At 41.2% G+C, this 22,000-nt stretch carries 22 protein-coding genes; 11 read left to right on the forward strand and 11 right to left on the reverse strand.

Features of this window, described 5'->3' with window-relative positions:
* The first annotated feature begins 31 nt into the window (after positions 1-31).
* From R2S08_RS12395 to R2S08_RS12405, 3 genes are read left to right on the forward strand one after another with little or no spacing between them, the layout of a single operon-like run.
* Positions 32-1,717 carry a RagB/SusD family nutrient uptake outer membrane protein gene (locus R2S08_RS12395; protein ID WP_316835475.1) on the forward strand — a complete coding sequence of 562 codons (1,686 nt, stop codon included), beginning with the start codon at positions 32-34 and terminating at the stop codon, positions 1,715-1,717.
* A 52-nt stretch (positions 1,718-1,769) separates the two neighbouring features.
* On the forward strand, positions 1,770-3,125 hold the full coding sequence (locus R2S08_RS12400) for a glycoside hydrolase family 88 protein (RefSeq protein WP_316835476.1): 1,356 nt from the start codon (positions 1,770-1,772) through the stop codon (positions 3,123-3,125).
* 8 nt (positions 3,126-3,133) lie between these two features.
* Positions 3,134-4,393, forward strand: coding sequence for a DUF2264 domain-containing protein (locus R2S08_RS12405; protein ID WP_316835477.1), 1,260 nt, complete (start codon positions 3,134-3,136; stop codon positions 4,391-4,393).
* 77 nt (positions 4,394-4,470) lie between these two features.
* Here the strand turns inward: R2S08_RS12405 and R2S08_RS12410 are convergent, their stop codons facing one another.
* The 3 genes from R2S08_RS12410 to R2S08_RS12420 are packed head-to-tail and all read right to left on the reverse strand — an operon-like array spanning position 4,471 to position 8,545.
* Positions 4,471-5,040, reverse strand: a complete 570-nt coding sequence (locus R2S08_RS12410; protein ID WP_316835478.1) for a hypothetical protein — start codon at positions 5,038-5,040, stop codon at positions 4,471-4,473.
* A 42-nt stretch (positions 5,041-5,082) separates the two neighbouring features.
* On the reverse strand, positions 5,083-7,032 hold the full coding sequence (locus R2S08_RS12415; protein ID WP_316835479.1) for a hypothetical protein: 1,950 nt from the start codon (positions 7,030-7,032) through the stop codon (positions 5,083-5,085).
* Between the two features lie 43 nt (positions 7,033-7,075).
* A complete protein-coding gene (locus R2S08_RS12420; RefSeq protein WP_316835480.1) occupies positions 7,076-8,545 on the reverse strand; it encodes a hypothetical protein in 1,470 nt (489 codons plus the stop codon).
* A gap of 258 nt (positions 8,546-8,803) precedes the next feature.
* On the opposite strand from R2S08_RS12420, the gene R2S08_RS12425 reads away from it, so the two are divergent.
* Positions 8,804-9,244: a hypothetical protein gene (locus tag R2S08_RS12425; RefSeq protein ID WP_316835481.1), complete on the forward strand. Its 441-nt coding sequence runs from the start codon at positions 8,804-8,806 to the stop codon at positions 9,242-9,244.
* A 17-nt stretch (positions 9,245-9,261) separates the two neighbouring features.
* Here the strand turns inward: R2S08_RS12425 and R2S08_RS12430 are convergent, their stop codons facing one another.
* Positions 9,262-9,603 (reverse strand): TfoX/Sxy family protein, encoded by a 342-nt coding sequence (locus R2S08_RS12430; protein WP_316835482.1) that lies wholly within the window; start codon positions 9,601-9,603, stop codon positions 9,262-9,264.
* A 56-nt stretch (positions 9,604-9,659) separates the two neighbouring features.
* Positions 9,660-10,622 carry a hypothetical protein gene (locus R2S08_RS12435; protein ID WP_316835483.1) on the reverse strand — a complete coding sequence of 321 codons (963 nt, stop codon included), beginning with the start codon at positions 10,620-10,622 and terminating at the stop codon, positions 9,660-9,662.
* Positions 10,623-10,763: 141 nt separating this feature from the next.
* Between R2S08_RS12435 and R2S08_RS12440 the strand changes: the two genes are divergently transcribed.
* Positions 10,764-11,597, forward strand: coding sequence for a DUF1080 domain-containing protein (locus tag R2S08_RS12440; RefSeq protein ID WP_316835484.1), 834 nt, complete (start codon positions 10,764-10,766; stop codon positions 11,595-11,597).
* Between the two features lie 56 nt (positions 11,598-11,653).
* On the opposite strand, the gene R2S08_RS12445 is transcribed toward R2S08_RS12440, so the two are convergent.
* On the reverse strand, positions 11,654-12,616 hold the full coding sequence (locus R2S08_RS12445; protein ID WP_316835485.1) for a M20/M25/M40 family metallo-hydrolase: 963 nt from the start codon (positions 12,614-12,616) through the stop codon (positions 11,654-11,656).
* Between the two features lie 219 nt (positions 12,617-12,835).
* Between R2S08_RS12445 and R2S08_RS12450 the strand changes: the two genes are divergently transcribed.
* Entirely contained in the window at positions 12,836-13,612 is a 777-nt protein-coding gene (locus R2S08_RS12450) for a hypothetical protein (RefSeq protein WP_316835486.1), read from the forward strand.
* A 270-nt stretch (positions 13,613-13,882) separates the two neighbouring features.
* Here R2S08_RS12450 and R2S08_RS12455 read toward each other — a convergent pair whose 3' ends face one another.
* A complete protein-coding gene (locus R2S08_RS12455; protein ID WP_316835487.1) occupies positions 13,883-14,212 on the reverse strand; it encodes a hypothetical protein in 330 nt (109 codons plus the stop codon).
* Between the two features lie 295 nt (positions 14,213-14,507).
* On the opposite strand from R2S08_RS12455, the gene R2S08_RS12460 reads away from it, so the two are divergent.
* The 4 genes from R2S08_RS12460 (at position 14,508) to R2S08_RS12475 (ending at position 17,970) form a co-directional block, all read left to right on the forward strand.
* Positions 14,508-14,756: a hypothetical protein gene (locus tag R2S08_RS12460; RefSeq protein WP_316835488.1), complete on the forward strand. Its 249-nt coding sequence runs from the start codon at positions 14,508-14,510 to the stop codon at positions 14,754-14,756.
* Between the two features lie 376 nt (positions 14,757-15,132).
* On the forward strand, positions 15,133-15,711 hold the full coding sequence (locus R2S08_RS12465; protein ID WP_316835489.1) for an RNA polymerase sigma-70 factor: 579 nt from the start codon (positions 15,133-15,135) through the stop codon (positions 15,709-15,711).
* Positions 15,712-15,827: 116 nt separating this feature from the next.
* Positions 15,828-16,403, forward strand: a complete 576-nt coding sequence (locus tag R2S08_RS12470; RefSeq protein WP_316835490.1) for a hypothetical protein — start codon at positions 15,828-15,830, stop codon at positions 16,401-16,403.
* Between the two features lie 10 nt (positions 16,404-16,413).
* Positions 16,414-17,970 carry a hypothetical protein gene (locus tag R2S08_RS12475; RefSeq protein ID WP_316835491.1) on the forward strand — a complete coding sequence of 519 codons (1,557 nt, stop codon included), beginning with the start codon at positions 16,414-16,416 and terminating at the stop codon, positions 17,968-17,970.
* Here R2S08_RS12475 and R2S08_RS12480 read toward each other — a convergent pair.
* Genes R2S08_RS12480 through R2S08_RS12495 form a run of 4 tightly spaced genes read right to left on the reverse strand, consistent with a single transcriptional unit; the run spans position 17,956 to position 20,448 of the window.
* Positions 17,956-18,609 (reverse strand): response regulator transcription factor, encoded by a 654-nt coding sequence (locus R2S08_RS12480; RefSeq protein WP_316835492.1) that lies wholly within the window; start codon positions 18,607-18,609, stop codon positions 17,956-17,958. The two genes, R2S08_RS12475 and R2S08_RS12480, sit on opposite strands and share 15 nt — an antisense overlap.
* Positions 18,606-19,376 carry a sensor histidine kinase gene (locus R2S08_RS12485; RefSeq protein ID WP_316835493.1) on the reverse strand — a complete coding sequence of 257 codons (771 nt, stop codon included), beginning with the start codon at positions 19,374-19,376 and terminating at the stop codon, positions 18,606-18,608. Before R2S08_RS12485 ends, R2S08_RS12480 begins: the two co-directional genes overlap by 4 nt.
* 2 nt (positions 19,377-19,378) lie before the next feature.
* Positions 19,379-20,044 (reverse strand): hypothetical protein, encoded by a 666-nt coding sequence (locus R2S08_RS12490; RefSeq protein ID WP_316835494.1) that lies wholly within the window; start codon positions 20,042-20,044, stop codon positions 19,379-19,381.
* Positions 20,045-20,067: 23 nt separating this feature from the next.
* Positions 20,068-20,448, reverse strand: a complete 381-nt coding sequence (locus R2S08_RS12495; RefSeq protein WP_316835495.1) for a hypothetical protein — start codon at positions 20,446-20,448, stop codon at positions 20,068-20,070.
* A 182-nt stretch (positions 20,449-20,630) separates the two neighbouring features.
* On the opposite strand from R2S08_RS12495, the gene R2S08_RS12500 reads away from it, so the two are divergent.
* Positions 20,631-21,800, forward strand: coding sequence for a FecR family protein (locus R2S08_RS12500; protein ID WP_316835496.1), 1,170 nt, complete (start codon positions 20,631-20,633; stop codon positions 21,798-21,800).
* The last annotated feature ends 200 nt before the right edge of the window (positions 21,801-22,000 follow it).

A 22,000-nucleotide genomic window follows, 5' to 3' on the forward strand; every position in this document is an offset into this window, starting at 1 on the left:
TATAGCAGCAATAGTACTTGTCATAACCATTATGTCAAGTTGCAAAAAAGACGGTATTTTGACTGGAGATACTCAAACTGATATCTTCGATAAGGACGTTTGGACCGATAGTGTACGCACCATACAAGTATTGACCAGTATTTATGCCGACCTGGGCCCTGAAAGTATGACCACGCGAATCAATACTTCCAATTCCTTATCGGAATTTAGTGATGAGTCTGATGAACGCTGGGCAACAACGACCACAACACCTGCCGGAACCTTTCAAAAAGGAAATTACAGTGCCAGCTCTTTGCCCGATCCTTTTAATAATATCTGGAAAAACACTTATAAGTCGATCAGAAAGGCCAATCTTTTTATAAGCCGCGTAGATGAGGCCCCACTATCTGCAGTGTTAAAAAAGCGCATGAAAGCTGAAGCACGATTTCTACGTGCATGGTATTATCATTTATTAATGAAACATTACGCAGGTGTTCCAATTGTAGACAAGGTACTCACCTTAGACGACAATTTTAATATTCCCAGGAACAGTTACGAAGAATGTGTAAATTACCTGGTAAAAGAACTGGATGAAACCGCTGTTGATTTGCCTATGGAATATACCGGAACGGAGGGTTATAACCATGGAAGGATAACTAAAGGTGCCTGCCTGGCATTAAAAGCCAGGGTATTGCTTTTCGCCGCAAGTCCATTATTTAATGGTGGAGCGGCAGATCCTAACCCGATATTTGGTTATCCAACTGCCAGCCAGAACAGATGGGTAAAGGCGGCCGATGCGGCAAAGGCTGTTATTGACCTGAATTTTTATAGCCTGTTACAAGGTACGGACGGAAATAACTCGACTGCTGAAGGATTCTATAACGTGTTTCTTCAGCGGGTGAATAGAGAAATGATTTTTGTAAGGCTTGCAGGAAGTAACCGCACCTATGAAAACGCACATCTGCCTTCCAGCAGGGGCGGTTCTTACCATAACTCTCCCAATGGTGATTATGTAGATACCTACCCGATGAAGAATGGAAAGCCAATTACAGAACCTGGTTCAGGTTACGATCCACAGAATCCGTATGTAAACCGCGATCCGAGATTTTACCGGTCGATAATTTACAATGGCGCAACATGGCTTAACTCGTCTACAAATACAAAGCAACCTATAAATACTTATTTTAATGCACCTAGTGACGGGCTTAGCATTCCATTTGTTACACCGGGTACACAAACCGGATATTACAACAGAAAGATGATGAGTGAAGATGTAACCGGATCAACAGGTGGAACTGAACATTTCTTTCCTTTTATGAGGTATGCAGAAGTACTTCTAAACTATGCTGAAGCTTTGAATGAATCGGGGCAAACCACTTTAGCCTATGCACCGATGAAAGAAATAAGAGACCGGGCAGGTTTAAGTCCTGCCGATCTGCCTGCGGGGCTAAGCCAGGAGCAGATGCGTAAATATATCAGAGATGAAAGAAGGATAGAATTGGCATTTGAAGACCATCGGTTCTGGGATATCCGCAGATGGAAAATCGGGGCAAGTACCTATGGAACTGTATTGACCGGAATGAAGATCACCAAGAATGCAAATGGTAGTTTTACTTATGAAAAGTTTAACTTGCCTAAGCCGGCTTCGGTATTTATAGAGCCAAAAATGAACCTGTTGCCAATTCCTGCTACTCAAGTTAATATATCAGACAAACTTATTCAAAATCCAGGCTGGTAAGGTGACTTTAGAAATAATTAAGAGAGCATCTACCTTCAAAATCAATAAATAAATGCGCAATACAATATTTTTATTACTGTTCGTCCTTTTCTCTTTTGAGAAAATCAATGCTCAACAACAAGCTTCAGCAAGTACCATTTTTAGCCAAATGAAAAAAGTTGCCGATTGGCAATGGAAAAGTTTAGAAACGGAAGGGTGGAAAAACCCAAAGAAAGACTGGACCAGTGGCGTACTGTATACAGGTATGATGGCCTGGAGTAAGTTGGCAGATTCCGATATCTATTATAAAAAACTTATTGGAGTTGGGGAAAACAATAAATGGAAAACAGGAAAATACCGTTTCTTCGCCGATGATTATTGTGTGGGGCAAACGTATGCTCAGCTTTACAGCATTTATAAAAAGCCTGAATTTATCGAGGATTTGAAAAACCTTGGTGATTCACTGGTCAAATTACCGCACACTGAATCACTGGAATGGAAGAATAATATTCATACGCGCGAATGGGCCTGGTGTGATGCCCTGTTTATGGGCCCTCCAACCTTAGGCTACCTTAGTGAAGCTACAGGAGATTTAAAATATATTAATAAAGCATCTGAATTGTGGTGGAAGTCTACAGCCTATTTGTTTGATGGGGAAGAGCACTTGTTTTATAGAGACAGCCGCTATTTTAACAAGAAGGAAAAAAACGGGGCTAAAGTATTTTGGAGCCGCGGAAATGGATGGGTAATTGCCGGACTGGCAAGAGTCTTGTCCGTATTGCCACAGAACCATCCCGACCGCAAACGCTTTGTGGATCTATTTGTAAAAATGTCTGGCAGGCTGGCACAACTACAACAGCCAGATGGTACCTGGCATGCCAGCCTCTTAGATCCGGAAAGTTATCCATCTAAAGAAACGAGTGGGACCGGCTTGATCTGTTATGCGATGGCCTGGGGTATAAATAACGGGCTACTTCCTTATGAAAAGTATAAATGCGTAATTTCTAATGCATGGACAGCACTGAGTTCTTCTGTTCATCCCGATGGGAAGCTGGGTTTTGTTCAGCCACAGGGAGCGGCACCAGATAAAGTTGGCTATGACGATACGGACGTTTTTGGCGTTGGAGCATTTCTCCTCGCTGGCAGTGAAATGTTTCCTTTATATTTAAAACATAGAAATAATGTATTAATTAAGGAAGTTTATAATGGAGACTCGGTAGCTAAGGCGCAAATTGTGGAGTTGAAATGGTTGGATATCGCAAAAAAAATATCGAAAGCCAAGCCAAATAAAATAGAGGTTAGAGATGGGGCTACGGGTATTTTGATCCCTTCAATAGTAGTCTGTAAAGGTAAAAAGCCACAGCTGCTTCGCTATAAAGCAGAACTTTCGGCCGGAACAAATAGATTTTTTGAAATTAGTACTAAATAAAATTTGTAATGAATAAATTTAAATACATGTTTTTAATGGTGACCTCTATTTTCGCCATTAATATTGCTGCTCATGCACAGAGTCAAAAGAAAGCCAAATCTGTTGCCGTGGTTACCGGTGCTCAGGATAGGGAATATTGGGCAAATCTGTTGTATAAAATGTCTTCTCCGGTGATCTATAATCTTGCAAATGCAACATTGAAAAAGAACATGCCGGTAGAAGTACCTCCGGGTCAAAAGGTAGATTTTTTTAAAAAAGTAACCTACCTGGAAGCGGTGGGCCGTACAATGGCAGGTGTTGCACCTTGGCTTGCTTTGCCGGATGATGAAACTAAGGAAGGAGAAATGCGTAAAAAACTGCGTACTGCACTTTTGAAAGGAATTGCAAATGCGGTAGATCCAGCCAACCCGGATTATTTGAACTTTAGAACAGAAAGCCAGCCAATAGTAGATGCGGCTTACATGGCTCAGGCATTTTTAAGAGCTCCAAAAGCATTATGGGAACCACTTGATCCGGTAACCAAAGCGAGGATTGCTGAAGAATTTAAATCACTACGTACGCGTACAGGGGCCTATAATAACTGGTTGCTTTTTGCGGGAGTTAATGAGGCTTTCTTAATGAGTATTGGTGAACAGGCAGATCCGGTACGCATTGAGTTTGCAAAAAGGAAGATCCTGGAGTGGTATCAGGGAGACGGGTGGTACAGTGACGGGCCTAGTTTGAGCATTGATTATTATAATTCTTATGTAATCCATCCAATGCTGGTTGATTTCTTTAAAGTGCTCTCAGATAAAAAGAGGATCAGTGCCGATATGTATGAGACTGCACTGAAACGCATGGTTCGTTATTCGGAATTTTCGGAACGTATTATTGGGCCGGATGGGACTTATCCGCCAATTGGCAGGTCTATAACTTATCGGACAGCTGCTTTCCAGGCATTAGGTGTGGTGGCGCTAATGAAGAAATTGCCTGCTCATATTAATCCTGCGCAAGTTCGGTGCGGAGTTACTGCGGTGATGCACCGGATGTTTGATCAATGCAATAACTTTGACAAGGATGGATGGCTGGTTTTAGGGTTTTGTGGTTCACAACCTGAAATTGCCGATGTATATACTTCTACGGGCAGCTTATATATGGCAACCCTTGGCTTTTTACCTTTAGGGCTGCCGGCAGAAGATCCGTTTTGGACAGGAGCGGCAGCAGACTGGACGGCTAAAAAAGCTTGGGGCGGACAATCTTTTAGAAAGGATTATCATGTAGATTATTAGTGAATTGCGATAGGAACTAAACCCACAAAAAGAGCTCTGGATAAATTCAGAGCTCTTTTTTTCATTAACCAGATCAATTACACTATAAAATAGTGCCTAAAGATGTATGATATTTCGTAAATGATGAACAAACCTGCAAGAATATAATGGAACCGAACACGGTTAGACTTTATGGCAAATAGACACAACACAATATGGCATGCATTCCGTACCGGATACTCCCAATGTAGTGATTCCAGGTAATCATTACCTTTTAGCAAGGTGTCAGCAAAATCAGCCACAAAAATTGCGATCAAAAACGAAAAGAACCATTTTTTCCGAGAGAAAAAATAGTCTTTAAAATCCTTATAATCGTTAATATTATCTGGAAAGATCAATACGCAGATTGCAAAATACATCATGGTATACAGGATCAGGAAAAAATATTCAATGAAGTTCCAATGAACAATGTTTTTCAGATTTGCTTCCCACCACCAAAAATGAATCATCATCAGAAAAACATAAAATACCCAGAAAAGATGTAGCAAGTACGGCTTTACTAATTTATTGTGATCGATCAGTTTTATCGAATTTTTCAACAATTGCGCAATCCCTAACCCGAGGATCATGCTGATCATTGTACGCACATGTGTAAATGTTTCTTCCATATAGGTGATAGAATTAGACAACTATTTTATACCTGGTTGTTATTATTTATTGTATACTGGCTGCGCATTCAGAAACATACAATAATCTGTTATCCAGTTTCCAGATACATCAACATACAATATGTTGGGGCGGCTGGTTGCATTAATTATTCCCTTGCTTATCCAGCTGTTTACTTTCTCCACCAATACCTGATTACCGATACGTGCAAGATCAATAATACTTTTATTCTTCTTTATTGAATTTACCAGTAGTTTTGCGCCGTCAATCAGGGGGTTGGATTTGGGGGATTGAAATTCACTACAAATGAAAGCGGCCTCTTGTCCGGCTTCAGTCAATTGCCAATCCAGGCGAACAAGATCATTATGATGAAGAGAGTCCTTCAACGCGGTAAAGAAAGCTTCCTGAGCCACCATTAATTTATTCAAGTCATTACTTGCCGCGTAAGCTCTCTTATAATTTACAGGGGAAGTACTTTTGCCATTCAGGGTATTCAGGAAGATGTTCTTTTCAGGAAAGGAATAATCCTCAAACGTCACCAGGACCTTGCCCGACAACTCATTTAAGGTAATATCCTTTAAACTCCTCCCTTGTTCAGCAAACAACAGATCCTTTCCCAAGCCTCGTACTATAGAATCGGCTTGTTGGGTAACAGATATATGCCGATCGCAAAAATGACAAAAACTCAGGATCACAAATTCCTTTTGGTTCTCCTTCAGGAACCTTTTTACGGATTGCAATATATTGGACAATTTTTCACCATAACCACCTGCAACTGCATCCTCCATACAATTCGAGGGAGCATGCTTAGTATATAATTCTCCTTTATATAAATCCAATCTGAGGTCAAACATGCGAATGCCAGACCGAAGCTGGCCATCTATATTCTGTACCTGGGTAAGGGTATTACATTCATTGATAATCCCCATATCTTTGCCTCCAGCTGCATTTAAGACCGACATTCCTGCATCATGTGAACCGGGAATAACAACATCTTTCAATGTCAAATTCCCTTTTTGGGGTAAAAGAAAATCACTTATCCAATGCACGGGGTTATAAAGGCCAAATGAGCCCAATTCAAATTGTTTATTTAATCCACCGATACCAATAAAGAAATTTCCATTATCATCCCTGTCTACAACCGGTGCAGCAACATTATTTTCAAAATAGGGAAGGACCGCATGTTCATCAACCAGGGCACCTTGCCTGATCACACCGTAATACCATTTATTTTCTTTGTCACTCCGCTTCCATAGCATCAATTGACGATCAGAACCATCTAAGGGCACTATTTCCGCCACCTGAAAAACTTCTGAAGAGATGGTACTAATAGAAGGGCTTCCAATTGTTTTATCATCAAGCTTAAAATTGGCACTCAGCAGATTTTTACGCTTTTGCTCCTTCCAGAAGAGCTTAACAGTTCCCGAAGCTCCAGCAACCGCCGAGCAATAGTCAATATTCTTTAATTTAGGGACCTCAAAATTTTTATCCAAAACAAGTCCTTGCTCCGCATCGACATGGACTACCAAAAGATTAACATTTCGCTTATCGGGATTTGTAACGCAGATCACCATTCGATCTTCCACCTCAGCAGCAGAAAGAATTTGAAAAGATTGGGAGTTTGCTAAGACAGTTGGTTTTCCCGCCGCCTGTCCGCCAGATAGTAAAACATATTGGATATTGCTTTGCTGATCGTTCCAGAGCAGGTATAATTTTTTCCCTAAATGGCAAAACACCGGCCGCTTGCCCAACTGGCCAATCAAACTGGGGGCTTGCATAATCTGGGTCTTCAGATCATAGCAGCCAAGCTGTACGCCCGAATTTTCCTGTTCCCAGCCAAAGCAGACTTTTTGATCCTGAACCGCTATTCTGGCCGGATGGCTATCTGCAGCAGGGTCCTTAATCTGTGTTGGGGCTTTGAAAAACACCCCCTGTGCCATACCCAACGAAGTTGACAGGAAGAACAAGCAAATACCTAAAAACCGTTTTTTCATAATGAGTCAATTCATATGGGAGATTAGAGCAATTGATGTCCCGTTATAGATTAAAAATATACCCTAGTAATAACCCCGCCGAGAAATATTTAGCTGTAGTTGTATGCACAGTGCCCTGAAGTTGATTGTCTTCGTTCGGTGTATCAAAATTAAAAGGTTGTACGTAGTTATTTGTTGCGCCATAAGAAAGCAGCAGCCCCGCATGGAGGTTACCTTTTCTGCGCTTAACGTTGATTCCGAATTGGCCGTGATACGTATTCCAGGTAGCGAGGTTAGGGTGGTGGCCATTAAACTCACTATCGACTGTAACCCCATTATCATCATAATTAAAGTCCGTCCTAAATGACACATAACCTATGAACTTAGGGCTTAAAGCTTGTTTAATGCCAATACTAAAATTAGTAACCGATTTTCTTTGCTCATTGAATTGAAGCAATTCATTGGTCATACTCCGGTTAGAGTCATTATCTGGCCGTACAAAGGAGGCATTTAAAGGACTCACGATATTGTATCGGTCTACTTTTGAAAAGTATTCTCCTGTTAGAAAAACCTCTCCGCCATTGCCAAAATCCAATCCATAACCCAGGGCTATACTGAAGGGATCTTTATAGGTCACCGGCAATCCAGTTTGCCGGCCATTTCCCAACACATTTAATAGAAGTGGTGTACCAGGCACTGGATGCAAATCATTTATAATCAAATCATTGGTAATGGTTGCATTCCCCTTTATATTGACCCGTGGTGCGCTGATCAGTAAACCTAGATGATGGGGGCCATGATCATATGAAGTACCAAACTTAAATCGCAAACCAATATTCCAGTAGTTGATCTGATAGCTACTCTCTACGTTGGTCATGGGCAATAGATTTTGTGTATCATTACTATTGATCAGGGCCCGGGCACTGTATTGTTCCAAATAATCCTGGCTTCTCAATTGTGCTTCAGCAGTAAGACCAACAGACCAGTTTTCATCAAGTTTTACAGCGAGGCTACCACTTGCGACTGTATTGCTTACTTTATTATGTGATGCGTATTGCCCAATAAAATCTTCACTTCCGGGACTATAAGAATCATCAAGTACATTCATCTTCTTGTCCTGTCTTTGGGTAACCTGGTAGTTGGCTACTGGATCATGGACTAATGAATAGCCCAATGCAATCGTCTTTTTTCCCTTAAAAAAGAGATTTCCGGATACCATAAGCGGGATGATTTGTACGCCACTGGATTTAAGATTTTTTCCTGCACCCACACCATCTTTGATGTTGTATAAACCCAACTTATATAAGTTGGTGGAGATACTCACCGAATTTTTGGGGCGCAAGGCCATTAACGCAGGATTGTAATAATATAATCCACTATCCCTGTCATTAACGATAGTGGCACCGGGCGTTAAAAGCCCCCCTGGACCAAATCCTGAATGCCAGTAATTGGCGTCCTGGGCAAAGAGCTTTCCACCGTACATAAAGATCAGGCAAAAGATAAAGCTGAAAAAAAAGCGTGTAAAATTTAACATAGAGGTAGATTTAAAATTAACAATACGAATATCTTTTAACATAAAGATAAAATTTACCTTTTAAGATTGCAAAAAAAGCATCGGTATTTAAAGTCGGTCAGTAAAGCGTATTCTCTTAGCAAAACATATATAACAGGCAATATTTTATGATGGATAATTAAAACTAATATTTTTAGTATTTTATCTTTGATTTACGCTTTATATTAGCAAACTTTGCCATACTAAGTTTTGAAACCCAGATTTTGATAGTGAATTGATATGATTGAGCTAACTTATTTTTCAGAGAAAGAACCTGGAAGTCCGGTTTACCAGGTGATCCAGTTTAATCCCGGCGAGCCCTGGCAATTAGTGAATGGAGATGAGGTGATTGGGACAGTGGATAAGCAGCATGGTTTGTGGAACCTGCGGAGCTGGTCGTCAGTGCCTGAGGGTCTGGTAACGGGTATCGGACAGTTAATTGAGAATCAGCATTTCAATAAACTGCCTGGGCAGATTACACAACGCTGGTCTGAATATGTGCAGCAGGTGGTTGTGATAAGCGATTGTGAATATTTGGTCATCTGCATAGATGGCATTGACCTGGAACGTTTTAAAAAGCTCTTTAGCGGTTCTGTTTCTGAACTGGTTAAAGACGAGTGGAAGGTTCGTTTTAGGGTGTATGATGCTTTGATGTCTGCTGATTTCGAGGTATTGGTATAGTTACTTCTGGCCATTAATCAGGTCTTTTTCTTAGCTGCCTTAGCTAGTGGATTGAATGCGATGCAAAGGTCCACCCAGTATTTTAGTTTCTTTGGGTTGTCTATGGCGATATCTTCAACGTAGACATAGTCTTTCATTACCCGGCCGTTATTCATCATATTCCTGCAATTCCCTTTTTCCAGTTCTTCTGTTACTTTTTCTGCGCCAATGCGACAGAGAAGCTCATCGCCAGAAATACAAATGCACATTTTAAGATCCACCATGAAGCAAACTCCACTGAACATTTCTTTTTCTGTTACGTCTTCCCGGTCAATAAGCAGTTCTCTTACCCGATTGGCCAATTGCTCACTATAAGCCATATGATATTTGTTTGTTATGCTTTAACGTAAATATAGTGAATATATAACTTCCTCTGTTAATGACGCTCTCCGCCGCCTTCACGTCTTTCTCCACCTGGACGTGGCTGTTGAGGTGCACGTTGTTGCGGTTGTCTTTGAGGTTGGGCTTGCGGCCTGGCCTGTTGCTGAGGGACTCTTTGTTCCCTTCGTATTGGGTTTTGAGGTTGCACCTGTTGCTGTCTTTGGGGCTGAACCTGTGGCGTATTACGTTGCGGTCTTGCTTGCTGCTGATTTACTTCCCCTGGGCGAGATGCCGGTGTTCGGTTGCCTCTTGTATTATTTTGCGGTCCTTTGCTATTATCGACTGGAGGCCGGCTAATTGCCGGTGTTGCTGGACGTCCATTGTTAACTTTTGCAAAAGAATTTCTATCCTTTCTGGCAGCGGTTTGATGTGAAATCTGACTGGAGGTCGGTTGAATGCGGTCCCTGATCGCCAGGCGATCCTGAGCTCTCGGCCTTGCATTTACACCACCGGGACCATTAAAACTTGTTCTGTTGTTATTGTTGCGTATTACAGAACGGTCAATATAGGTGTTATGTATTACCGTCCTGTTTACCCGTACAACAGCGGTGTTGTAACGGAATCTGCCATTATCCCATCTGCCGCCGCTATAGCCATTTCCATAATAACCGCAACCGTAATTTATACCGCCATAATATCCAACCCGAGGTCCCCAATATCCAGCATAAAATCCATAGAGGCCGCCAACATAGCCCCAGTAGGCTGGGGTCCAATACAAACCACGACGGGGAGGGGCTACCCACATTCCGGGAACCCAATAATAACCATCTATATTGTCATAGGCCCAATAACCGGGCTGCCACATATAGCCATCAACAGGACATTCAGGTTGTGTGTAAATTGGTAGTGCAGGCGGGGCAATTCTAACAGAAATGCCTACGCTCACCTGTGCGAACGTATTTTGTTGTACCATGCATATAACCAATAGCAGCACAACCATTTTTCCAATTGCTTTCATGATGTCGAAACAATTTAGTTGTCAATAAGGTTTTGAGTCAATACAAATAAAATACTTCTATGACCGGCTGGGTTAGCACTGGTATTAAAGTATTGTGAGGGCTGATTTAAATTCCTATTTTTAAAAAAAGATCAATTCATCATGAAATTAAAAATCGGCCTTCCCTTTATTATCTTATTTATTTTCTTGTTTGTAAACCAATCTATTGCCCAAAAAGGCTGGATTGATCTTTTTAATGGAAAAGATCTGAAGGACTGGAATATTAAAATTTCCAAACATGAATACAATGAAAATTATGCAAATACTTTTCGTGTAGAAGATGGCCTGTTGAAAGTCAGCTATGATGGATATGGTGATTTTGACCAGCAGTATGGTCATATCTTTTATAAAAAACCCTTTTCCTACTATCTTTTATCAGTAACCTATCGTTTTGTTGGTGAACAGGCCAAAGGTGGAGAGGGCTGGGCGTTGCGAAATAGCGGCGCAATGCTGCACTGCCAGGCACCCGAAACTATGCTTAAGAACCAGGATTTCCCTATTTCGATAGAGGGCCAGATATTAGGTGGCGATGGTATACATGAGCGCCATACCAGTAATGTTTGTACTCCAGGTACGCAGATTTTTTACGAAGGAAAATTATTTACTCCACATTGCCTGGATTCTAAATCAAAAACTTATGCGGGCGATCAGTGGGTTACTGTCCAGTTTCTTGTTTTGGGTGATTCAGTAATTAAACACATTATAGATAAGGAAGTAGTACTTGAGTATACAAAGCCGCAAATTGGTGGTGGCAACGTGACAAATTATGATCCAAAAGTAAAGCTGGACGGCAAGGCCTTGACCAGCGGTTACATTTCTTTGCAAAGTGAAAGTCATCCTATAGAATTCAAAAAGGTAAAGCTCTATAATTTGGAGCCATATGCAAACGATAAAGCAAAGCTGGATAAGGTAATAGAAAAGTTAATTAACGATTAAATTGTAAAATTGTTATTTCTGTGAACCACCTTGTCGAGATTGGGTGAGTATCAATTCTACATCTTCTTTTCAGGAACAAAAAGAATAGGCTCATTCCTGTTCGCGATTCTGGTCAGCGCCTCATAGATATAGTCGCAAACCAATTTCTCTCCGGCAATATTAATCAGCTTCCGATCATCTTCAGGGGTGTGGTACTGAGGATGCCCACCCGTATGAAACCCTAGCACGGGTATGTTCTTTTTATAAAAGGAAACATGGTCCGATCCGCCCACATCATAAGCATTTACAACAGGGTTGATTCCTATTTCCGGACCTAAACTTTTCATGAGTTCCATTCCACCATCAAAAGATGCTGCACCTCCCATATAAAGATGCTTTTCTGTATTCATTCGTCCCACCATGTCCATGTTAATCATTAATTTGATCTGAGACAGGGGAACCAAGGGATGTTCGGTAAAGTACTTTGATCCTAATAAGCCTTGTTCTTCGGCGCTAAAAGCGATGATAATAATACTGCGCTTTAGGGAGGCCTTGTTCGCAGCTAATTTCTCCGAAATTTCTAAGAGTGCTGCTGTACCACTGGCATTATCGTCTGCACCAGGGTGAACGGCTACAGTATCTGGTTTTTTGGAGGATGCGCCACCCATTCCCAGATGATCATAATGTGCTCCAATTACTATAAACTCATTTTTTAATTGTGGATCGCTACCTTCAATAAAGCCTACTACGTTCTTTGTCTGTACATAAGGTGTATCAGTAACGCCTTTTTTTACGCGGATTTTAGCTGTAAACTCCTGAAAATAACTGTTTCCAAAAGGGGATATCCCTGATTTTTTAAATTGTTTCACCAGGTAGTCTGCAGCTTTATTATTTCCTGGAGTTCCTGGAAATCTTCCCTTCATTTTTGGAGAAGCCAGATACCATATATGATCTTTAATCTCTTTTTCAGTAATCGCAGATTGAGCAATCACACAGGTACTCATTGTGGTGCATAATGCAACCAAAAAAATCTTTTTCATTTGTGTATTACGTACCAGTCTAGGTAAGTATGCTGTTGACTTATGATCTTCTAAATTCATGTGTCGCAAATCTAGCATAAATATCTATAGACAAGAAGTGCTCGTCATATGCGGAAGTGTTTTTTAGTAACGCAAAAGGAATACCCTGTTGATACTGCATTTTAAATTGGTTAGTGATCACAAAAAAGCTAAATTTGTTTACACACAAAACACATACAAATGAAAAAATTATACACTCTCTTGCCGCTTGCAGCATTGCTGTGGGCCAGCTCTTGTAAAAAAAAGGACATCGTAGCTGCGCCTGAACCCCCTGAAGTAATTGCAAAATCACGTTTCCTGCCCGACAGCACTTCGTTTACAATCAATGGAAAACACTACACCAATGCATTAAGAGAGCCTTCCGCCTCCAGATCTTACGGGAATAGAGGAGTCAATTTGCAATTGAGTCCTACCAATGGAGAATGGAGCCTGAGTGGCGCGGCAAATAATTATTGGGTTGGAGTGGTTGACTCAGTACAATACTCATCAGCATCTACAACTTTGCTTGAACAGACAAGAGGGGCAATTGTAGTTTCATTTATAAAAAATTATAAAAAGGCAAATGCGCTGAAATTTGGCTCTCTGTACTGTCCCAGACCTGGAGATAAATTCTATACTTTGGGCGATTATCCCTATGCTATAGATTTTGAACGGACTGGTAAAGATGAGGGTGTCGCAATAAAATTATCGGTAAACAACGAGCCATTGACTTCATATAGCCAGTTATCAATAAATGCCAAATCAAAACTCACAGCAGAAAGCCAAAATGGCTCGAAATTCAAAATTCTAAAAATAGATGAGATTAAAGGAACTGATTTTATTGTTCTTGAGGCTGCATTTGAAGCTAATTTGTTTGACAAGAATGAAAAGTCTGTTAAAGTTACAGATGGTTTTTTTAGGATCACTACACCAAAAAATGGGGAAAGAATTGACTCTTTTACGCTTCTTTATTTATAGGAATAAACAAATTCTTTGGAAAATAGGCGTATTATCCTTTCGGATTAAAAGGGCTATTGTATAGAGATTGATGGAAGTGGGAAAATATGTTTTACTGGGCTCTCTGAATCTTGCAGATTCTGAGGTTCGCCTCAGTAAAAACATATTTTCTTGGGTGCAGACCGGGGAGGGTGGTGAAATAGATGGCTATTGTTGATCAAAATTTTGATTTTATAAATAACAATGCCCTTGGGTTTTGTCTCCAAGGGCATTGTTGTATTTTGGTTGAAGCTATAGGGCTTCAATTTCTTCTTCGGATAACCCGATTCCTTTTGCAATATCCGCAATAGGCACTCCAAGGTTTTTAAAATTCCGGGCTATTTCCTTTTTCTCTTCAAGGGCTTTGGCCTGTGCTTTTTCTAACCCTTTTTGTTCTCCCTTTTTATAAAGGAAATCTTTTTCTTCTTTAAAAAATGTGCTTACTGATTGCATAGCTTGTTCAAATTGTTGTTCAATACTGGTTATTGATACCAATGTAGAGATGGGAAATTCTAATAAAAAATTATTGCTGATATTTGAAAGGGAACAGCTAACAAAGAGAATTTTTATCCAAAAAAGCATGAGAAAATGGGGGTAAAACTGGGTAACGTTATTTTTTCCTGAATTGGCTTAGGGGTGAAAATATGTTTTCTGATCGAGCTGAATCTTACAGATTCTGAGGCTCGGATCAGTAAAACATATTTTCTTGTGTGCAGACCGGGGAGGGTGGCAAAAGGGGAATTTTGGCTATTGTTGAATAAAATCACTCTACAGTGGAATATTCGAAACCGACTAAAAGGAGCTCAATGAGATCAATAAAAACAACAATACTTCGAGTTATATGACAAAGGAAGAACAGGACATATACGACCAGGAGTTGAAGAGGAAGTGGGACAACGAAGCCGTTAGGGAACAGTCATTTCTTGATGGTGAGGAGCGTGGCCTGGTTTTAAAAAGAAGCCCTCTAAATTTAACCTCCTTTGGTGTTGGTTGTTCGATGATCCGGCCTTTTAGCGCTGATTGTTCGACAAAAGTACCTGTTTGCCTAAGCTACGGCGCAGAACGGGCGGAGAAGCTACGAACCTACACGAGGCCGGCTATCCGCTTTGGGGATGCTTTTGCATAGGGTGTGTCGTTTTATAATCCGGTTAAAACCGGGCATCGTTATTTTTTAATCCTGAATTGGCTTGATAGGTGAAAATATGTTTTTGATCTCGCTAAACCATACAGGTTCTGAGGCTTGATCATAAAAACATATTTTCTTGGGAGCAGACCGGGGAGGGTGGTGAAAGAGAAGGCTTTCGTTATTGTTGATCAAAATTTTGCTTTAAAATAAATATTAAATAGAATAATTTAGGCTAAATGAAAAAAATATAACCAGATATTCATCTGAAATTAATACTATTGCTGAAAGTTTTTGTAAGTGGCTTCAGCACACACACCTTACAATTAAAAGAAAATAAGTAAATTAAGGGTAATTTAAGCAAAATAGGTTATTGGCTATGGTTTCTTACGCTGCACTTCAGGATAATCAATTGATCTCTTTATTAAAGGAAGGAGACTCCGCCTCGTTTACCGAGATCTACAACCGGTATAAAGGAGAACTTTATGTATATGCCTGCAAAATTGTAAAAGATGAAGAGCTGGCGGCCGATTTGGTACAGGAAATCTTAATTTCCCTTTGGGACAGGAGAGAAACACTGGTTTTTAAATCCTCTATTGTGGCTTACTTATTTACGGCACTGCGGTATAAATTCTTTGACTGGGTAGATAAACAAAAAGTAAGAACAGATTACGCAGAATCCTTCCAGTTATTTATAGACGAGGGAGATTGGGTAACAGATAATCAGATTGCTGAAAAAGAGCTGATGGCTTTTGTTGAAGAGCAAATAAACAAACTGCCGGAAAAAATGAAGGCGGTTTTTTTGATGAGTTACAAAGAAAACCTGAGTTATAAGGAAATTGGCCTTCGGTTAAATATCTCTGAAAAAACAGCCCATAACCAGGCCAATAATGCATTAAGGCTGCTTAAAACAAAGATCGGGGCATTTGCACTGTTGTTGTTCCTTCATCATCTTTAGGAATAAAAACAGGTAGAAATACCTAGTATAAACCTAGGGCCTAACGTTTTTTTTCTATTGAATTTTGGGTAATTATTAATTATCAACCCATTAATTCATCCTTAAAAAAAACAATTATGGCAACTACATGCACCATTCAGATCGTGAACTGCACAAAAGATTTCTTATCCGGCTCATCTGATTATAAATACCAGATGACAGCGTGGAGTTTCGGCAACACACCTCAGTTAAATTACAACAGCTACAATGTTGGCTTCGCTTCAAAAACCAATGATCAGGACGATGAAGGTAAAGCAACTTTTACCAACAGTACTCAAAGTATCTGGCAATTACAGGGAGAGAGCAGGAAAGGATCCGCTCATTATCTCCAAGCCATGATTCTTGGAACAGGATCTACTCTGGTGGTAGCCACCTCCGGTACCGGAACGATTACCAATCCACTGGACCCAACTTTAGTAAGTTGGAACGTGCTGAACGGCGGAAACGTGATGTTACCCATTGGCACCATTAATACCAACGGACAATATATGGGGCTCGGTTTAGTAGACCTGGCGGTATTGTTTTCGGGTAATGATGTGCAGACCTATTATAATGCCATAAAGGCAGGTACACTCACCAATCTACAGCAAGCAGCCCTGATAAGTGCTGTTAAAGGGGTTTATGCCGCTACCGAAAAAGTTTCATCTCTTTAAATTTACAATCATGGCAACACAAACTACCCTGCAGTTGGTCAACTGCACTGCCAGTGCCTTATCAAGGACTGCCCAACATAGCTACCAAATGGACACCTGGACATTTGGAGATACACCAAACCTAAATTACACCCTAAATCCTGTAGAATTTTACTCTGGTTCACATGATCAGGATGACGGCGGAGAAGCAACATTCTCCAGCAATGGGACCGATCTGTTTACCCTGCTGGCTCATACAAACGACAGCTCGGTACATTCTCTGCAAGTTCAGGTCACCACTTCGATCAACAATTTTGTACTTGCTATTGCCCCGGCCAGTGGCGTTGTGGGTACACAAAATCCAACATCCGTTCAATGGATACCGTTCCATAGCAGCCCCAACCCCGTAATGATCGGGACCCTTCAAAGCAACGGAGGCATGATGGGCTTAGGCTTAGTTGATCTTAACACCATATTCGGAGATCCGGATACGGCAACAATTTACTTTCAGGCCATCAGCACCAATAGTCTGTCTTATCAGCAAGAGCAAATTTTGCTGGAGACCGTTAACAATAATTTCGCTCCCGTCGTAACCGATGGGGCTACCTGGATGGCGCAGCTGTTCAGTACCATTGGAGGGCAGCAGCTCTCCAATATCTGCCTGCCCGGTACCCACGATAGCGGTATGAGCCAGGTTTCTAATGCCTCTGTTGGTGCATATGCCGGTAATACGCAAACGCAGACACTGACCATTGAACAGCAGCTGCTTCAGGGAATCAGGTATATTGACTGCAGGCCAACGATCTGGAAGGGAGAACTGTATTTTGGACATTTTTCTTATACCAATACATTAGACCTGGGCTGGCTTGGGGCAACCGGACAAAGCTGGGATGAGATAGTCAAAGATATCACCAACTTCTTTTCTGTACCAGGCAGAAACCAGGAACTTCTGGTACTGGATTTCTGTAATGGCCTAAATTACGACAACCCTTACGGGAAGGACAGCTATGGGCTTAGTCCGGCCGACAGCGATATTTGGCTGAACTCCATTAACAATAATCTGGGCAGTTTGCTATATAAACGCAGCGGGAATACAAATCCATGTACGGAAATATTAAGCAATATCCTCACCAATAACGTACAAATTATTGCCCATTTTGACAATACTTTTAACAGTACACTCTTAACTCCTGAAAATGGGTTCTGGACAGATAATCAATGGAAATTTGGTGGAAGTTATAAGGATACAAACGACCTGCAAACAATGGTAGATGACCAGAAACAGAAGATGCTGGACTATGTACATTCAAACGAAGATCCGGGCTTGCTGATTACCTCCTGGACCCTTACACAAGATACAAAACAAGCCATATTCTGTGACCCAACCATCGAACAGCTATCTGAAGCGCCAAATAACACACTCCTTCAGTATATGGAAGGCTGGATTGCCATTAACCAGATCAATAACAGGATCTATCCCAACATGATCATTACAAATTATGCCAATGAGAACGTTACCCAGATACTGAATTTGACAACGCAAATCAACCTTCTGATCAACAGTCCGGCTGTTTTAGAGGTCAGTTAAAGTGACAATGTTGTTCTTTAAAGCAAATATCACCAAACCGGCAGTATTTCTGCTGCCGGTTTTACAAAGCATATTGTTCCGGTGCCCTTCAACTGTTCTGTTGCTCAGGAACAGTTTTTCGGCAATTTCAGCATTGGTATATTCCAGGCAAATTAACTTTAGGATTTCCCTTTCTCTTTTAGAGATCAGCCGGTCTATATCTGCAAAGGTACGTCCGCTTAGGGATTTTCTGATCAGGCTGAGCATGGCATTGTCCAGGTAAAAGCCCGTTTCATGAACGGCATGGATGGCTTGACTGAGCTCTTCAACGCCAACATTTTTGGTTAGATAGCTATGAATTCCCTTTTCAAACAGGATACCTACGGTAGCCCCATCTGCATATTGAGACAGGATCACAACCCTGCTGGGCGAGTTTATTCTGGTCATCTCTGCATGAAGTTCCATCCCGTTCATTTCCGGCATTTCCAGATCAATTAAACAGATATCGGGTTTAACAGCGTGCTGCCGGTAAAGCTCCAGAAAAGCCTTTCCATTTTCTGCTGCAAAAAGGATGTCCAGGTCATCTATTTGGTTTAACAGGGAAATTAATCCTAAACGGAATAATTTATGGTCTTCGGCTATCGCAATTTTGATCTTCATATTTCAGGGTTTAGGGGTATGGAGGCCCGGAATGAAAAGCCTTTTCCTGCTGAACTTGTCATTTCAAAGGTGCCATGAACAAATAACATACGGCTCCGGATGTTGTTAAAACCAAAGCCAGGTGTAGAAAAGTTAAGGTCTGTGCCTACGCCATTATCGGTGTAATCCAGTGCAATCGCACCATTTTGTTCTTTAATCAGGATATTGATGCTGGATGCCCTGGCATATTTAAGGCTATTGCTGAGAAGCTCCTGTACGATCCTGTAAACAGACAGGGACAGCTCTTTACTGAGTTTACCGGTACCTGTTTCATAGCTAAAATGGATGGGGGCACCAACAGCCACCGCTCTTCCTATCATAATGTTTAACACATGTTCCAGTCCAAATAGATGAAGAGGGGTAGGATAAGTCTGGTTAGACAATTCGCGGGCATTGCGCTGAGCCTCGCTCAGCAAATGCAGTACTTCTTCTACAGAATTGTCTTTGGTTGTGTGGAGCGATTTGAGTTTTAGGGAAGTAAGAGAGAGGATGCTGCCCATTTCATCATGCAGATCACGGGCAATGCGTTCACGTTCTGTTTCTGTGGCCTGGATCACGCTGTACAGCAAATTTTCACGGTGTTGTTTTTCTGCCTGTTCTGCATTCATTTTGATCCGGAGATGACGTTGTTTCTGTTTGGTTACCATCAGGATGATAAAAATGGTAAAGAGGAACAGTATGGCTGTGCCACTGAAAAACAGAAGATTGATTGAAATGTCCTGCTCCATATTTACATGAGTTGAGGGCTGGTCTGTTTCTTCTTCCAGGATAAACCATCGGCCAGGATGGCTGTATAGAGTCCAATCAACAAGAGGCTATGAAAAGCCCAGATCACATGGTTCACAAGGGCTTGTTGTTTCAGTAAGTTATTACTGAATATGAAAAGCAATACATTACTTCCGTTATACACCAATAAAGCTGCAGTAATCCAAAAGCCATAATTGTTGTCAGATTCCGGATAGCAGAAAAAATAAAGCAAACAGAAACAGATGGTGATCACCGCAACTGCGGTTCTTCCATAGGTATTGAAGGTAAGGATGGATTCAAAAAAAACAGTGTCGGCAAGGGTAAACAGCATGCCCGTAATGGTGGCGGTAATTAAAACACGTTTAATCAGAGCAGATTTTCTAAACAGCGCTATAAAAAAAGAGGCCCATAAGGGTAACTCTATAAAAGCCCATATATGGGTCATAAAAAGGTTATTTACAGACATACGGCTCAGGTAAATAGATAGGGCATCGCAAAGAATACTGGCCAGCAGAATAATCACCAATGTCATTTTGTATGGACTGGTTCGGTCTCGCCTGAAGAGCAGAAAAAGCAGGGGGGCCAGCCCTGCATAGCTTGCAACATCTCCAATACGCGACAACAGGGAATAAAATGTTTCCGCGGTCATAGGTAGTTTAGGAAATTATTCAGTTAAAGAAGTAGTAAGCTTGTACCGCATTCGGGAGGGCAAGGTTTACAAACATCGTAACAGCCGGCTTTTCCCTGACTTACAGCCTCGGCCGCCACTTTTACAGGTGCTTCAGGATTTGAATAGGGCGTAACCACAAAATCTACAGTGGTCATGATATCATTTTTGTTCTCGTCTACACCAACAACAATCAATTTCATCTGTCCTGTTTCTGTCAGGCCGAAATAAACACGGATCGTTTTAAAATGTTCTTCTTTGTAAGCCTGGCGCAGATCGTCTATAGGAATAGTAAAAGCGTTGGCAAAAAACTTGGGTTTTTCTGCCCCCCATCTTTTTATCCAGTTAGCGGCTTCCTGTGCGGGAACAAAGTCTTTGATTTCCATAAAATTTGAGTTTAAGTTACAATAGGGATTGTTAAGATATAGACTTTCTTCATTTTTTCCAATATTTATCTGTTGTCGAAAATTGCCCAATTGTGGTTTTTTAATTTTTTTTTCATTTCATCTGGGATTTATCGGGAGTTAACCTACATGTATATAAGCGGGACTATAATCCGGTTAGATGTATGAACAAGAAATACCAGGCAGAAGAATTAATTTCCAAATACCATCAAGGGGTAGCAAGCCCGGAAGAGCGTTTGCTGGTAGAGCAATGGTTTCTAATTGATTTAGAACAAAGTCATATTTTACCAAGCGCAGAAGCTGTAAAGAAAGCCGATCAGAAAATCAGTTCAAACATACAGGCACATATACAAGGACAGGCTACAGATAAAAAGATATATAAGCTATGGCCACGTATCGCTGCTGCTGCAGCAGTTCTTTTAATCGTTGGTTTGGGTGTTTTCTTCTATACATCCTATTATGCGCCCCGTCATCTCGAAGGAAGCGCAGCGATGAGAGACCTGTTAGCTAACGACATTAAACCCGGCTCTAATAAAGCCTACCTAGTCCTATCAAATGGCAAACGCCTATCCCTAACCGATGCTGCCAACGGCGCCATCGCCAAAGAAGCAGGAGTGGAGATCACCAAAACTGCCGATGGGCAGGTGATATACTCCTCGCAACCTCTCGCCCCTTCGGGGAGAGATGCCGCAGGCAGAGAGGGGGCTCTCAACACAATCGAAACGCCCCGTGGGGGGCAATACCAGATCCGGCTCCCTGACGGATCCAAAGTATGGCTCAATGCCGCCTCTAAATTGATTTATCCGGTTTCCTTTATTGGGCGTGGGCAACGGGAGGTTACTTTAAGCGGCGAAGCCTACTTCGAGGTTGCTAAGGACAAACAACATCCGTTCTATGTTAAAAGCGCGGGTCAAGTGGTTGAAGTGCTTGGTACGCATTTTAATATTAGCAGTTACCCTGATGAAGCAGATGTTAAAACGACATTGTTGGAGGGAAGTGTAAAGGTAAATGACGCGATACTCAAACCCGGTCAGCAAGCCACTCTGCAAGCCAACAAAATCAAAGTAACAGAAGTAAACACCGATTACGCTGTAGCCTGGAAAGACGGCAGCTTTGTATTTAACAGTGAAAACCTGGAAAGCATCATGAATCAAATATCAAGATGGTATAATGTCAGTGTAGTATATGAAGACCCGTCTTTAAAGAAAGAAACTTTTTTTGGTACCATTAGCAAATATGAAAACGTATCCAAGGTATTAAACATGCTGGAGCGCACAGATGTAGCCAGGTTTACTATTAATGGCAATACCATAAAAATAACCAAGAATAAATAACCAATCAACTAACCGAGTATTAACCAACCGACAAAAAATCATGAACAATCAAAAAGGTATTCCGTAAATGTAATTGTACAGAAACAGCAAAGGACCCCGATTCGTGGTCGAAGTCCTTTAGATCTGATTTCGAAAAACATTGACTAAACAATTATTTCTAGAACCAAGCAGTTGTGTCGTCTTCGAAAACAAGCACAACG

Source organism: Pedobacter nutrimenti, assembly GCF_032678445.1.
In the GTDB taxonomy this organism is placed as follows: Bacteria; Bacteroidota; Bacteroidia; order Sphingobacteriales; family Sphingobacteriaceae; genus Pedobacter; species Pedobacter nutrimenti_A.